A 14,647-nucleotide genomic window follows, 5' to 3' on the forward strand; every position below is an offset into this window, starting at 1 on the left:
TAGACTTTTGTATTAAATAAGATAAGTTAGATCTGGTTAATATTTAAGTAAAAAACTTTACTTAATAAATCCATGAATTCTTTGACTCCTGAAGATTCTGCATCTTTGCGGTAGCTTACAAATAAATCTAAAAAAGGTAGATCAACATCTAAGGGGCGAGTGACAATATTGTTTAAAGTTAGCGGCTCTATATAGCTAGGTAAAATTCCACAACCCAATCCCATTCCTATTGAATTAATATTAAATAAAATATTATGAGCAGTTTGTACAATATTAAATTTAATTTTATGAAGTTCAGCAAAATTAAGAATTGTATGATGTAAAATCGACGACTGTTCTGACGATGGGATAATAAAATCAATATTGTTTAAAAGCTTCACTGGAATACGCTCGTACTGAGCAAGTGGATGATCTCTAGGAAGCAAGAGCATTAGAGGTTCACGCAATACAAACTGACTCTGAATTTCATCGTTATTTAAGTTATCTCTCATAAAGGCAATGTCAATTTCACCTTTCTTTAAAGCTTCCATTTGTTCGGTATTATTCATGCTCCGTAATTCAATTTTTAAGTTTGGATTTTGTATGCGTAAACTTGGAAGAACAGACGGGAAAACTTTCATTTCTACTACAGGAACAAAACCAATGGTCAGTTGTTGTTTTTTAAATTTTGAAACTTGACGAGCCATTGCAATTGCTTTGTCCGCCTGAGCTAAAGTCAGGCGGGCTTGATTAAGAAATACAGTACCTTCTTCCGTAAGTTCTACCTTACGTTTGGTGCGGTGTAATAATTTTACGCCGACTTCATCTTCGAGGTCTTTAATTTGTTGACTTAGAGAAGGTTGTGCTGTGTAAAGACGTAGCGCTGCCTTACTAAAGTTGAGCTCTTCTGCGACCATTATAAAGTAGCGTAAATGACGTAATTCCATATCAATTGTGATCCAAAATCTTTTTATTAACTTTGGGGTGTTAATAAAATATGCTAAATGCTTGAAAACTATAAATCCCTTTATAAAACCACTGATCAGTATCAGTCGAACTTAATTTTAATATTTAAAATCTATAATGAATAATTCATAAAAAGTCTAATTTGAAACAAATAAAATATTTCACTTAAAACAGTTAAAAAATCATTATCCATTCAAATTGAATTTTAAGTTGTGCGCTTTTTGGTGGCAGCAGGAGAGCTTCTCATGAATGGAAAAATTGAAGTGTGTGAAATCGATGCTTTAGTCGATGCACAAAATGGACGTATCTCGCCAACTATCTATACAGATCCACAATTATACGAACTAGAGTTAGAACGTGTTTTTGGACGTTGCTGGCTATTTCTTTGCCACGAAAGTCAAATTCCAAAATCAGGAGACTTTTTCAACACATACATGGGAGAAGATCCCATTATTGTTACTCGCCAAAAAGATGGTTCTATTAAGGCATTATTAAATCAATGCCGTCATCGTTCTATGCGTGTGAGCTATGCTGACTGTGGTAATACACGCGCATTCACGTGTCCATATCATGGTTGGTCTTACGGGATTGATGGTTCTCTTAAAGATATTCCATTAGAAGGTATTGCTTTCCCACATGGCGCTTGTAAAGAAGAATGGGGATTGCAAGAAGTTCCACGTGTTGCTAGCTACAAAGGTTTAATTTTTGGTTGCTGGGCTGAAGATACTCCTGAATTACTTGATTATATGGGTGATATTGCATGGTATCTCGATGCAATGATTGACCGCCGCGAAGGTGGCTCTGAAGTGATTGGTGGCATCCATAAATGGGAGATTAACTGTAACTGGAAATTTGCAGCAGAACAGTTCGCTTCTGACCAATACCATGCGCCTTACTCACATGCCTCAGCAGTACAAGTGTTAGGTGGAAAACCAAATGATGATACTTCTAAAGCATTAGGTAGCGCGCAAACTGCACGACCAGTTTGGGAAACTGCAGAAAGCTGTGTGCAATATGGTCAACGTGGCCATGGTTCAGGCTTCTTTCTGACCGAAAAACCAGATGCTAATTTCTGGGTGGATGGTCAGGTGGCAGATTATTTCCGCGAAACTTATGAAGAAACAAAAGAGCGTTTGGGCGACACTCGTGCTTTACGTTTGGCAGGCCATAACACCATGTTCCCAACTTTGTCTTGGCTAAATGGTATGACGACCATGCGTATTTGGCATCCACGTGGACCAGATAAAACTGAAGTTTGGGCTTTCTGTATCACGGACAAAGCAGCGCCACAGCACATCAAAGAAGCGATGGAGTTGAATGCTTGTCGAGCATTTGGTCCGGCTGGTTTTGCGGAAGCCGATGACGGTGAAAACTGGATTGAAATCCAGAAAGTTTTACGGGGATATAAAGCGCGTAAGAGCAAACTCATCATGGAAATGGGCCTTGGTAATGAAAAATACCGTGAAGATGGTATCCCTGGTATTACCAACCATGTTTTCTCTGAAACAGCTGCACGTGGCATGTATCGTCATTGGGCAAACTTGTTGATGCATGAAAAATGGGAAGACGTACAACGGGCAGATGAGGCTTATGAGCAAGAGCTTTTGAAAAAAGCGGCTAAAAAGGATGAGAAGGAGCTTGTGAAATGAACCAGATCATTGACTCATTAAAACCACAGCCAGTATGGCGTTCTATCGGATTAGAACTCCACCACGACATTAGCCAGTTTCTATATGCAGAAGCACAGTTGCTAGATGACTGGAAGTTTCGTGATTGGTTAGACATCTTAAGCGAAGACATTTTATATGTGCTCAAAACGACTACAAATGCGCAAACACGTGATCGTCGTAAATGTATAGCACCACCATCAACATGGATTTATCACGACGATAAATTTGTACTAGAGCGTCGTGTAGCCAAATTAGAAACCGGTATGTCATGGTCAGAAGAACCTCCATCACGTACACGTCACTTGATTACCAATATTCGGGTCGAAGCAACAGAACAGGCGAATGAATATCAGGTTTTTAGTAACTATTTGCTTTATCGCTCACAGAAAGAAAAAGACGTGCTGGTCTATGTGGGTAAACGTGTTGACCTGATTCGAAAAGATGATAGTAGCAGCTTGGGTTGGAAAATTGCTAAACGCGATATCACTCTCGATCAAGCGACTTTGATTTCTCACAATATTACGGTGTTTTTCTAATGAATAAAATTTTCGTTTGTCAGATTGATGAGTTGGATGAAGGCGAAGCGCTGAAAGTAGATTGTAATGTAGGCGATATTGCCGCACTCGCAGTATTTAATTTCAATGGTGAGTTTTTTGCCATGAATGATAAGTGCAGTCATGGTAATGCTTCTATGTCAGAAGGGTATTTGGAGGATGATGGCACGGTTGAATGCCCACTTCATGCATCGCGTTTTTGTTTAAAAACTGGTGTACCACAATGTGTACCAGCGACTGATCCAATTCAGACATTCCCTGTCGTGATTGAAGACGGTGCACTATACGTTGAAATGACAGGAGCATAATGATGGGATGGCTAGAGGGTGAAGTTGCGCTAATTACTGGTGGTGGTTCAGGGCTGGGGCTTGCGTTAGTTGAGCGTTTTTTACAAGAGGGTGCACATGTTGGTGTGTTGCAACGATCTCAATCAAAAGTGGATGAATTGATTGCGCGCTATGGTGACAAAATTGTAGCGGTTACTGGAGACGTAGCTAGTTTTCAGGATAACGTTCGTGCCGTGCAGGCCACAGTGGAGCGCTTTGGAAAGCTAGATTGCTTTATTGGTAACGCTGGTATTTGGGATCATTATGCTGACATCGTCAACATGAGTGGCGAACAGTTAGATAAAGCCTTTGATGAAATCATGAGTATTAACACGAAAGGTTATTTGCTTGGTGCAAAAGCTGCTTTAGATGAGTTACTCAAAACTGAAGGCTCGATGATTTTTACCTTATCTAACTCAGCGTTTTATTCATCTGGTGGTGGTCCAATTTATACCGCATCAAAACATGCTGGTGTGGGTTTAGTACGTGAACTCGCCTATGAGTTGGCACCGAAAGTGCGTGTGAATGCAGTTGCTCCATCTGGCATGAATGTCAATGTGAAAGGCGCCGCATCCCTTGGGCAGGAAAATCTAGGATTACTTGATGCACGCGATCCCCAAAAAATTGGGCAGGGTATGCCATTGAGATTCTTACCAGAACCAGAAGACATGACTGGTTCTTATGTATTGCTCGCATCTCGTCAAAATAACCGTCCATTATCCGGCGTTTTTATTAATGCTGACTGTGGTCTAGGCATTCGTGGCTTACGCCAAGCGAACGCTGGTTTTTTTGATACTTAATTTTAATCCGATATTAATGGACTAATAAGGCAGCTAAAAACTGTCTTATTTCGGAGCTAAACATGACTGTTAAACTTATTTGTGCTTCTCATAGCCCGCTAATGGAATTTGCGTCTCCGGCAGAACAACAGCAAGAACAAACGGTACGTAAGACTTTTGAAAAACTTGCTGCAGAAGTCAAAGCATACAACCCAACCTTAATTATTGCTTTTGGACCAGATCATTTTAATGGCTTCTTTTATGACCTGATGCCTAGTTTCTGTGTTGGTATACGTGCGACAGCAGCAGGTGATTGGAATTATGGTCCTGGTGAGCTTAATGTGCCGGAAAGCACAGCATTAAGCTTAATCCGAAAGGTACTTGATGAAGGCGTAGATGTAGCTTATTCATATCGGATGCAAGCAGATCATGGGGTAACTCAACCGCTTCATTTTTTATGTGATGGTCAACTGAACCGTTATCCAACGATTCCTATATTTATTAATGGCGCTGCTGCACCAATGCCTACCACAAAGCGAACGCTTGCTTTAGGTCGTGCAATTGGAGCGTTCATCAAATCAATTAATCAGGAAAATGAACGTATTCTAATTCTGGGGACAGGTGGGCTTTCACATGATCCACCAACGCCTCAAATGGGTTCAGTGCCACCAGAAGTCGAAGAGTTTCTCATTGCTGGACGTAACCCGACGACTGAAGCTCGAAATGCACGTCAGGCTAAAATCATTTCAGTTGGACAGCGTTTGGCTGCAGGAGACAAAAGTGTAGCTGTTCCACTTAATCCGGAATGGGATGAACAGTTATTGGAAAAATTCAAAAATGCAGACTTCGCTGCACTTGAAGCAATGACCGAAGATGAAATCCGCCGTGAAGGTGGGCGTGGGGGACAAGAAGTCCGTACTTGGATGGCTGCTTTTGCTGCATTACAGACTGTAGGTGATTATGAAATGACCTTGCATTGCTATGAACCAATCAGTGAATGGATTGCGGGCTTTGGCATAGTGTCTGCCGAGTTGAAATAAAGGGTAAGCAATGAATATTCAAACTATTGTCATCATTGGTGCTGGACAAGCTGGTGCAAGTGCTATTTTAGAGTTACGTGGTAATAAATATGAGGGTCGAATCATCCTGATAGGGGATGAACCTCATTTACCTTACGAACGCCCACCATTGTCTAAAGACATGATTCTACGACCAGAACAGACTAAGATTGAAATACTGTCACAACAGAAATTAGAAGACTTAGGCGTAGAGTTTATTAAAGATAATGCTGTTGTAAAGATTGTACCTGAACAATATCAAGTGATTTTGAAAAATGGCGAACATCTCCATTATGACAAATTATTGTTAGCAACAGGTGGTGCACCTCGCCGTCTTCCAGTTTTAGATGCATTGGGTAAAAATGTTTATACCTTACGGAATTTAGAAGATTCGCAGGCATTAATTCCAGTATTACAGCCGGGTAAGCGTATTTTATTGGTCGGCGGTGGCGTGATTGGTCTTGAGTTAGCATCTAGTGCTCGATTTAAAGACTGTCATGTGACTGTGCTAGAACAAACTCCAATGATTATGGGGCGTTCACCAGCAATTATTAGTGAGTTTTTACTTAATCAGCACCGTAGCCGAGGTGTTGATATTCGACTAAATGTGAAAATTTCTGAAACCCAACTGCGCGGTGAAGAGATTGTCATCACTTTGGAAAGCGGTGAGGAACTCATTGCTGATGCAGTTGTTTATGGTATTGGAATTGTACCGAATGCCCAGTTGGCTATAGACGCTGGCTTGGACGTCGATTTCGCTATTAAAGTGAATGAAAATTGTCAGACTTCTCATCCGGATATTTATGCTGCTGGTGATGTAGCAACTCAGTTGCGTGCAGATGGTCAGTATTCTCGTATAGAAACTTGGGAAAATGCCAATAATCAAGCAGGTATTTTTGCTCGTCATGTGATGGGAATAGAACAGCCGAAAACGAATCCCTCATGGTTTTGGACCGACCAATATGATATTAATTTTCAATTCGTTGGTGATATGTCTGCAAAAGAATGGCATATACGAGGCGACATGAATACGCAAGAGGACCAAAATGTTAGTTTCACCTTATTTGGGTTAGATCAAGGCATCATTGTTGCTGGTATTGCAGTTAATCAAGCTAAAAATGTACGGCATTTAAAAAAGTTGGTTTCTAGTTCTATTACCTTTGATAGAGAAAAGCTACTTGATGTATCGATTGAATTACGTAAATTCATTTAATTAGGATTCTTATACTAAAAGCCTATTTAATATTAAAGATAAAAACCGTCATGATTATATGGCGGTTTTTTTATGGGTAATCATACGATTACTATATGAATTTATAAGATTAATACTTATTTTAAACTACATTATAATTTATAACTATTAATAAAAAACATTAAAGTTCGCTATGTAAGATGTTTTTTATATAGTAAAAATTTATTTTGTCTTTGATTGTTAATTAAGTAATTGTAATTTATGTTAATTTTTAAATTTATTATAAAAATTTTATATAACAAGTTAATACATGAGCTGTCTTGTTAAGACATTCATTCATATTTTTATAAATTTATAAAACTTAAGGCTAATTTAGAAAAAGAGACCTTTAATAAAAGATATCAAAGGATTTTTTTAAACTAGTAGAAAAGGATTTTTCTATGGACCGTGCAGGAAATAAGCACTCTATTATTACAATTGTCATTTGTTTTTTAATAGCTGTGATTGAAGGAATTGATATACAGGCTGCAGGTATCGCTGCTGTAGGTATTCGAGAACATTTTGGTTTAAATAGCTCTCAGCTAGGTATTTTTTTTAGTGCAGGCATCTTGGGATTATTACCTGGTGCATTAATGGGCGGTCGTTATGCAGATCGTGTTGGTCGCAAGATGGTGCTGATCGGGGCAGTGACTATTTTTGCAATATTTACCCTTCTTACAGTTTGGGTGAATAGTTTCTACACTTTGTTATTAGTACGTTTTTTAGCCGGGGCGGGATTAGGGGCAGCAATGCCAAATTTAATTGCCTTAGCTTCGGAAGCTGTTTCTAACCAAAATCGTGGGCGTGCAGTAGGTTTGATGTACTGTGGTATGCCAATAGGTGCCATATTAGTATCATTGATTGCGGCTTATGATGTAACTGGAAATTGGAAAACAATTTTTTATGTCGGTGGAGTAGTTCCACTTCTTGTAATTCCACTCATGATTAAATTTTTGCCAGAATCTCGAGAGTTTTTACAAACTAGATTTCGCGATAAGTCTATGGCTCGCATAGAAAGCTCTTTTAAAGATCTATTCCGAAATAACTATGCAGGTCAAACTATCTTGTTATGGGCGAGCTATTTTTTCACTTTGATGGTTGTATACATCATGTTGAGTTGGTTACCGTCTCTATTTATGGAGTTGGGATTCTCTCGTCAACAGGGCAGCTTAGCTCAAGTATTTTTCCAAATGGGAGCTGCTATAGGTACCGTTGTACTGGGTATTTTGATTGACCGCTGGAATAAAGCTTATGTGATTATCCTTATGTATATAGGTATTTTAGCTGGCTTATTTAGTTTGAATGGGGCTGGAAATTTAACTGCAATGTATGCAGCAGCAGCTTTAATGGGAACATTTACTATTGGTGGTCAAGGCGTTTTATATGCTTTTGGCAGTATTGTATATCCAACAGAAATCCGAGCAACTGGCGTAGGGAGTGCAGCAGCCGTTGGACGTATAGGAGCAATGCTGGGTCCTGCAATTGCTGGTCAGTTGCTTGCTATGGGAAGTGGTGCTGCAGGTGTTATTTCTGCTGCTATTCCTGGAATTGTTATTTCAGCATTACTGATGCTTTTGGTGATTCGTCGATTACATCAGGTTAAATAGTCAAATAGAACAATGGAAAAAACTCTTATTCTCGGAGCTTTTTCCATTTTTCCCCTCATTCAAGAAGTCTCAAATCTATCCACTCTAAGCTTAAAGCAAATCGATCATTGTAACTATCATACGAATTTACTTCGTATTTTAAATAAGAATCTAAATTGAGTAAGAGTAATGTACCCAGTTGCCAAGGAAAAGCTTTGGAATCGTTCATTTATCCTCTGTATATTGAACAACCTTTTTTTATTCATGTATTACTATGCTTTGCTCACCATACTACCTCTTTATATTTTAAAAGAATTATCTGGTTCAATTAGTCAGGCAGGTTTAGCATTAACTCTATTCTTGATTTCATCGATTGCCATTCGTCCTTTTGCCGGTCTAATTATTGATCGGTTGGGTGAAAAAAATGCATTACGAGGTTCAGCATTACTGTTTGCATTTTTGGCCTTTGGTTATTTATGGGTCAATCAACTATGGATATTGCTGCTGATTCGGTTCTTGCATGGAATCTGGTTTAGTATTTTAACTACGGTAACAGTACCCATTGTGAATGAATTCATACCAGAGCAGAGAAAGGGTGAAGGTATGGGGTATTTCGTAATGTCTACGAATTTAGCAGTAGTATTTGGCCCGATGATTGCTTTAGCCACTATACGCTACACCAGTTTTTATAACCTATTTATTCTTCTCACTTTAATTGTGTGTTTAGGTTTAGTTTTTTGCTTCCTTATACCGGTGTCTTCGTTAAAAGATAAGCCTTTGGTTCAGACAACCCGAAAGATTACTTTAAACAATATTATCGAAAAAAGAGTGGTACCTATAGGTGTGATTGCATTATTTGTTGCAATGGCTTATTCAAGTATTATGAGTTTTATAAGTATCTATAGTGAAACTAAAAACTTACTCACTGCGACAAGTATCTTTTTTATTATCTTTGCAATATCAATGATTATCGCACGTCCGTGGGTTGGCTATTCATATGATAAAAGAGGGGCTAACTCAGTAGTTTATCCTTCGTTTATTCTTTTTGCGATAGGATTATTCTTGGTGAGTCAAATGCAAACACAGTGGGAATATTGGTTTGCTGCGGCTTTAATCGGTGCAGGGTATGGATCACTTTTTCCTATTTTTCAAACGATGGCTATACAAACGGTTGAGAAAAAAAGAATTGGTTATGCGGTTTCAACATTTTTTACTTTATTTGATTTAGGGATGGCTATTGGTTCGGTTCTGGTAGGATTTATTATTGCCCATATAGGCTATGAAAAAACTTACCAACTGTGTGCATGGGTGACGATAATGACTTTATTTTTATATCGTTGGCTATGTGATCGAGATATAAAGACAAAAATTGGGATATGACATGGAATTACGTCACTTACGTTACTTTGTTGCGGTTGCTGAAGAGCTAAATTTTACAAAAGCTGCACTGCGCATGCATACGGTACAGCCTTCATTAAGTCAACAGATTAAAGATTTAGAAGATGAAGTCGGTGTTCAGCTTTTTATACGTAGCAAGCGAAAAGTGGAGCTTACGAAAGCAGGTGAAGTATTTTTTAAAGAAGCTCTCATTATTTTAGAACACACCGACAAAGCCATTAGTTTGGCTAGACAAACTGCGAAAATTGAACAAGAGCAATTAAATATTGGTTTTGTTCCCGTAGCTGAAATGAAAGTTTTCCCTTACATCATGCCGAATATTAGAGCACATTTCCCCGAGCTTACAATTGATTTTCAAAGCTTAACCGATGATGCTCAACTACAGGCGCTTAAGAAGGGAGAGATAGATATTGCTTTTACACGTTACGGAGCTAATACCGATGAACTGGTTTCTATTCAAATCTTCCAAGAACCGTTGACTTTAATTATTCCTAAAAACTCGCCAGATGTTCAACAGGAACGCATTAGTATAAAAAGTTTTGAGAACCATAACTTTGTGATGTGTAATGAAGATGCTTCACCTGAACTTTATCGAATTATTGATGGTTTTTTTAAAAAATCTAAACTTAATGTCAATGTTGTGCAGTATTCAACTAACATTTTACTGAATGTTAACTTGGTTGGAATGGAAGTTGGATGGAGTCTCGTTCCGCAGTATGTCATCCCCCTTTTGGGAGACAAAATTGTAGTGAAAAAGACCATAGAGCCTTTGCCTATGATAGGTTTATATGTTTCTTATAGAAAAGATCATGTTAACAAAGCGATAGATTTGATATTGGATGTACTCAAAAAACAATTTCATCTAAATTTTGCCTTTTAAAAAAAGCCATTCTAAAGAATGGCTTAATTATTTTTAGTTAACCAAATGTATTTTTTGGAACAACTCTTCACTTATACTGTTTACTGTTTGAGGTATAGCGAGTCCTGCTATAAAACGATCAGGTCTTAAAATCACCATAGATTGATTCGTTTGACTAAACCAAGAGCGAAGTTCAGTATCTATATCGCCAATAGTAATTACATGCTCATGAGAAGAACGGTTCGGCGCATCTAACTGAACAGCAGGTACGACTTGAATAAACTTAATTCCTAACTTGCCCCATTTTTTCATTACATTTGGTGATATCCCCCAAGTAGGATTAACTCCCCAAGCAAGTATGGCAAAATTATTGCCAATCACTTCGTCCAGTAAAACTTTGTCTTTATTTTCAAGCTGAACATGCGGTTGAATGAACATCTTTCCGACAGGGGTATTCTTTTCTGGAAAGGGTGCCAAGATGCCTTGATGATATTTCGGCATAGGTTTAAAACGCATTTCTAATAAATAGCGTTTTATCGGTTGTATGTAATTTAATACATAAGCAATACCATCACGCATGGCACCTTGCCATTTTTTTGGTGGAGCAAGTACATGACCTGCCAGAACAGATAAATTAATCATGGCTTGAGCGTGGTCTTTTCTTTCTAGTTGGTAACTGTCTAGAATTTCTGGTTTTGCAATTTTTTTAATGACCAAAGCCATTTTCCAAGCAAGATTAAAAGCATCGCGCATGCCACTATTGTAACCTTGACCTTGCCATACAGGCATAATATGTGCGGCATCTCCAGCTAATAAAATACGATCTACACGGAAACGGTCTGCAATACGTGCATTGTGGGTATAAACGCGTTGACGAATCACTTCAATGTTGTCGGTATGAGGTAAAACTTTACCTAATAATCGGTTGATACTTTCGGGTTTACTTAGTTCTTCCTGAGTTTCTCCAGGCATTACCATAAACTCAAAACGACGAATACCATGTGGTAAAGCTGCTGATACATAAGGACGAACAGGGTCACAGCATAAATATACATGAGGAGTCGCGAGTGGATCGTTAGCAAGATCAATAACAATCCATTGGTTAGGTGCAGTTTCTCCCTCAAAATTAATGTTAAGCGTGCGCCGTACAAATGAATTTCCACCGTCACAAGCAATTAAATATTGTGCTTGAACAACTTCCTGTTTTTGATCTTTTGTCGTTAGGCTTAACGTCACGTAGTCGTTGTCTTGAGTAAAGCTATTTAATTGACGTGAAAAGCGTACCTCTGTTTTTGGATAGGCCGCTAAACCTTCCAATAAAACACGGTCAACTTGGGGTTGGATAAATGCATTACGACGTGGCCAACCAAATTCGCGAGTCATAGGTTGAATATCTGCAAAACACCGCCCTTTAGGGGTTAAAAAGCGCATTGCATGATTTGGGGTGGTATGCGGTAAAACTTGTTTGATCAGACCTACTGACTGAATTGTTCGTAATGATTCATCATCAATACCAATAGCTCTTGGATAATCAATAAGCTGATCTAATTGTTCAATAACAGTAACTTGTACACCTTGCTTACTTAAGTAATTTGCAATTGTTAATCCAACAGGGCCTGCCCCTAAAATTGCAACTTCCGTGGTGTGATGCTGAGTCTGATTCACAGTAAATATCCCTTACTATCAAGTTTCCTTATTAATAGCAAAATTGAAAGAAGGTGGAATCTAATCAATAGTTTAATAACTCAGATTTTTGACGATTAATATATTCATCTTTTATTTTAATGAACTGTATTTAAAAGATTTTTAATTTTTTTTATAATAGATTTTTTTAATCCAATCATTGTTTTAAATTATATATAATTGTATGGAAATTGGGGAGAATGTTTAATCAACCTCTGATTAATCACAGATTCGGATATTACATTTTTCTTAAGCATGATATTTTTTATAACTCATGAATGGTGAGATGACCAAAGAAGCAATCTAATAAAATAAAAAAAGAGACCACTCGTTGGTCTCTTTTCATATTTTAAAAATAAATCTATAGCGGAGTAGGCAAATTAAGCACCACTTGAGCATCTTCAATAACATCTAAGCGGAGAATTCTTGAGGCACCTAGCTCATTTAGTAATGTAGCTAAAGGTCCCTCATTTTTCTCGAGTTGAACATTCTTTGGAAAAAGCTTTTGTGCAAAAGAAAGAATATTGGATTGAACTTCTGTTTGATGCCATTTTCCATCGACTACATGGAGCATAGTGGCTTTGTTGATATGTGTTTCAGAAGCGACATGTTTTAAAGTTGGTACTAAGGTTTTCAAGCTTAAATCTAATTTTCCATTCACATCGAAAATTTTAGCTTGAACCTCTTTTGAATTAATGTTGACGTCAATTTTAGTCAGCCATTTTGGTAGCTGGTAACCATATACACCACGCACTCTGGCAATTTCTGTATCGACAGGTAAAGCTAAAACATGCGCATGGAAATGACGCTGACGCATCGATTTGATCAATTCTGCAATGTGTGGCCCACGAGCATTAGGTTGACGTACAACAATCGCAATCGACACTTCGTTATAAGGGTCATTATCACAAACTGAATAGTTAAAGAACGTGACGGCGACCAAGCCATAACCCGGAAATGGTTGTAATGGTGTTAAAGCAGCAGGAAGTTTTGCTTTAATGAGCTTAATTGGAGCAAGCATTAAAAGCTGTACATTTGCACTACGATAATAAAAGTTGGGTGCCCAGACAGGACCTACACGTGACTCTACAATTTTTTTAGGAATATGGCGGAAAAAATCGATGTTGCCCGCAGCAGGATCTTGAGCGACTTTTGAGATCAGGGTTCATTCTAAAACGGTCATAATAACCATCTTTGGGTACTTTGACTTTTTGTTGCCCAAACTCAACCTCAGTAAACTGTTGTTTTATATTCATGAGAGTTCACCTTTAATATTTAATGACCGAGTAGCTACTGTTGTCCATATCTAGACATGTTAATTAATAGCCAATGTGGGCACTATAAGATTAAAGCTAACTTTAAAGTCAAGGCTTTAATTTTGACATGTCAAATCTTTGACATTTAAAAGAAATAAAATAAAAACAATTCAAGATTAAAAAGATACAAAGTTGAGTAGAGTCTTCATATAAATTTTATTCTTAAAATATGATTTAAGATGATTGACCTTGAAGTTAACTTCAAGCTTAGTATAAATATTCAAACTTTTATAACGAATCTATAAACGGTTTTCAGCAGGAGAACAAAGATGGGATATGTAACGACAAAAGACGGCGTAGAAATTTTTTATAAGGACTGGGGACCACGCGATGCCCAAGTTTTATTTTTTCATCATGGTTGGCCTTTAAGTTCAGATGATTGGGACACACAATTGCTTTTTTTCCTTAAAGAAGGTTTTCGTGTAGTTGCTCATGACAGACGTGGGCACGGGCGTTCAAGTCAAGTGTGGGATGGTCATGATATGGACCACTATGCAGATGATGTTGCAGAAGTGGTTAAACACCTGAACATTAAAAATGCAATTCACATTGGCCATTCAACGGGTGGTGGTGAAGTAGCTCATTATATTGCGCGTCATGGTGAAGAAAATGTCGCGAAAGCTGTACTTGTCAGTGCAGTACCACCGCTTATGGTTAAAACTGAAAATAATCCTGAAGGTTTACCAAAAGAAGTTTTTGATGACCTGCAAAATCAAGTTCTCACAAACCGTGCGCAATTTTTCCGTGACCTTCCATCAGGTCCATTCTATGGTTTTAACCGACCTGATGCGAAGCCATCTGAAGGCATCATTTCTAACTGGTGGCGTCAAGGCATGACAGGTAGTGCAAAAGCACATTACGATGGTATTGTGGCATTCTCACAAACCGACTTTACTGAAGATTTAAAGAAAATCACGGTTCCTGTTTTGGTATTGCATGGTGATGATGATCAGATCGTGCCTTATAAAACTTCCGGCGTGAAATCTGCTGAATTACTTCAAAACAGCCAACTCAAAATCTATCCAGGTTTTTCACATGGTATGTTAACTGTTAACCATGAAGTGATTAATGCTGACTTATTGGCTTTTATTCGCGAATAATTAAAAGCGTTTAAACTTCGAAAAAGAGGCCTAATGAGTGCCTCTTTTTTTATATAAAAATTAATAAATTCAAAATATTAAATATAGAAATACTAAAAGGTATTGACATTAAAGTTAGCTTTAATCTTAAAGTAAAGCCATA

Annotated in this window: 12 protein-coding genes and 1 pseudogene; 10 read left to right on the forward strand and 3 right to left on the reverse strand. The window is 37.9% G+C overall.

The genetic code is table 11. From position 1 onward, the window contains the following. Positions 1–26 precede the first annotated feature (26 nt). A complete protein-coding gene (gene hcaR, locus HLV59_RS08780) occupies positions 27–926 on the reverse strand; it encodes a DNA-binding transcriptional regulator HcaR (RefSeq protein WP_081173819.1) in 900 nt (299 codons plus the stop codon). A gap of 264 nt (positions 927–1,190) precedes the next feature. On the opposite strand from hcaR, the gene hcaE reads away from it, so the two are divergent. The 9 genes from hcaE (at position 1,191) to HLV59_RS08825 (ending at position 10,427) form a co-directional block, all read left to right on the forward strand. Further along, complete coding sequence (hcaE, locus tag HLV59_RS08785) at positions 1,191–2,594, forward strand: 3-phenylpropionate/cinnamic acid dioxygenase subunit alpha (protein WP_171429771.1); 1,404 nt, start codon at positions 1,191–1,193, stop codon at positions 2,592–2,594. After that, positions 2,591–3,151: a 3-phenylpropionate/cinnamic acid dioxygenase subunit beta gene (gene hcaF, locus HLV59_RS08790; RefSeq protein WP_081173822.1), complete on the forward strand. Its 561-nt coding sequence runs from the start codon at positions 2,591–2,593 to the stop codon at positions 3,149–3,151. Before hcaE ends, hcaF begins: the two co-directional genes overlap by 4 nt. After that, positions 3,151–3,477: a 3-phenylpropionate/cinnamic acid dioxygenase ferredoxin subunit gene (gene hcaC / locus HLV59_RS08795; RefSeq protein WP_081173824.1), complete on the forward strand. Its 327-nt coding sequence runs from the start codon at positions 3,151–3,153 to the stop codon at positions 3,475–3,477. Before hcaF ends, hcaC begins: the two co-directional genes overlap by 1 nt. A 2-nt stretch (positions 3,478–3,479) precedes the next feature. Beyond that, complete coding sequence (gene hcaB, locus HLV59_RS08800) at positions 3,480–4,295, forward strand: 3-phenylpropionate-dihydrodiol/cinnamic acid-dihydrodiol dehydrogenase (RefSeq protein ID WP_171429772.1); 816 nt, start codon at positions 3,480–3,482, stop codon at positions 4,293–4,295. A 62-nt stretch (positions 4,296–4,357) separates the two neighbouring features. Further along, on the forward strand, positions 4,358–5,314 hold the full coding sequence (locus HLV59_RS08805) for a 3-carboxyethylcatechol 2,3-dioxygenase (RefSeq protein WP_081173828.1): 957 nt from the start codon (positions 4,358–4,360) through the stop codon (positions 5,312–5,314). A 10-nt stretch (positions 5,315–5,324) separates the two neighbouring features. Then, positions 5,325–6,545, forward strand: a complete 1,221-nt coding sequence (gene hcaD / locus HLV59_RS08810) for a 3-phenylpropionate/cinnamic acid dioxygenase ferredoxin--NAD(+) reductase subunit (RefSeq protein WP_081173830.1) — start codon at positions 5,325–5,327, stop codon at positions 6,543–6,545. A 419-nt stretch (positions 6,546–6,964) separates the two neighbouring features. Continuing rightward, positions 6,965–8,170, forward strand: coding sequence for a 3-(3-hydroxy-phenyl)propionate transporter MhpT (gene mhpT, locus HLV59_RS08815; RefSeq protein ID WP_144729816.1), 1,206 nt, complete (start codon positions 6,965–6,967; stop codon positions 8,168–8,170). Positions 8,171–8,338: 168 nt separating this feature from the next. Beyond that, a complete protein-coding gene (locus HLV59_RS08820; RefSeq protein WP_171429773.1) occupies positions 8,339–9,529 on the forward strand; it encodes an MFS transporter in 1,191 nt (396 codons plus the stop codon). Between the two features lies 1 nt (position 9,530). Beyond that, complete coding sequence (locus tag HLV59_RS08825) at positions 9,531–10,427, forward strand: LysR substrate-binding domain-containing protein (protein WP_171429774.1); 897 nt, start codon at positions 9,531–9,533, stop codon at positions 10,425–10,427. A gap of 33 nt (positions 10,428–10,460) precedes the next feature. Here HLV59_RS08825 and HLV59_RS08830 read toward each other — a convergent pair whose 3' ends face one another. Together HLV59_RS08830 and HLV59_RS08835 are read right to left on the reverse strand one after the other, a co-directional pair. Continuing rightward, positions 10,461–12,071: a bifunctional 3-(3-hydroxy-phenyl)propionate/3-hydroxycinnamic acid hydroxylase gene (locus tag HLV59_RS08830; protein ID WP_171429775.1), complete on the reverse strand. Its 1,611-nt coding sequence runs from the start codon at positions 12,069–12,071 to the stop codon at positions 10,461–10,463. Positions 12,072–12,450: 379 nt separating this feature from the next. Further along, positions 12,451–13,345, reverse strand: a pseudogene (locus tag HLV59_RS08835) (acetoacetate decarboxylase). 329 nt (positions 13,346–13,674) lie between these two features. Between HLV59_RS08835 and HLV59_RS08840 the strand changes: the two are divergent. After that, entirely contained in the window at positions 13,675–14,505 is an 831-nt protein-coding gene (locus HLV59_RS08840) for an alpha/beta fold hydrolase (protein WP_004792098.1), read from the forward strand. The last annotated feature ends 142 nt before the right edge of the window (positions 14,506–14,647 follow it).

Origin of the sequence: Acinetobacter lactucae (genome assembly GCF_013122135.1) — a bacterium.
Classification (GTDB): Bacteria; Pseudomonadota; Gammaproteobacteria; order Pseudomonadales; family Moraxellaceae; genus Acinetobacter; species Acinetobacter lactucae.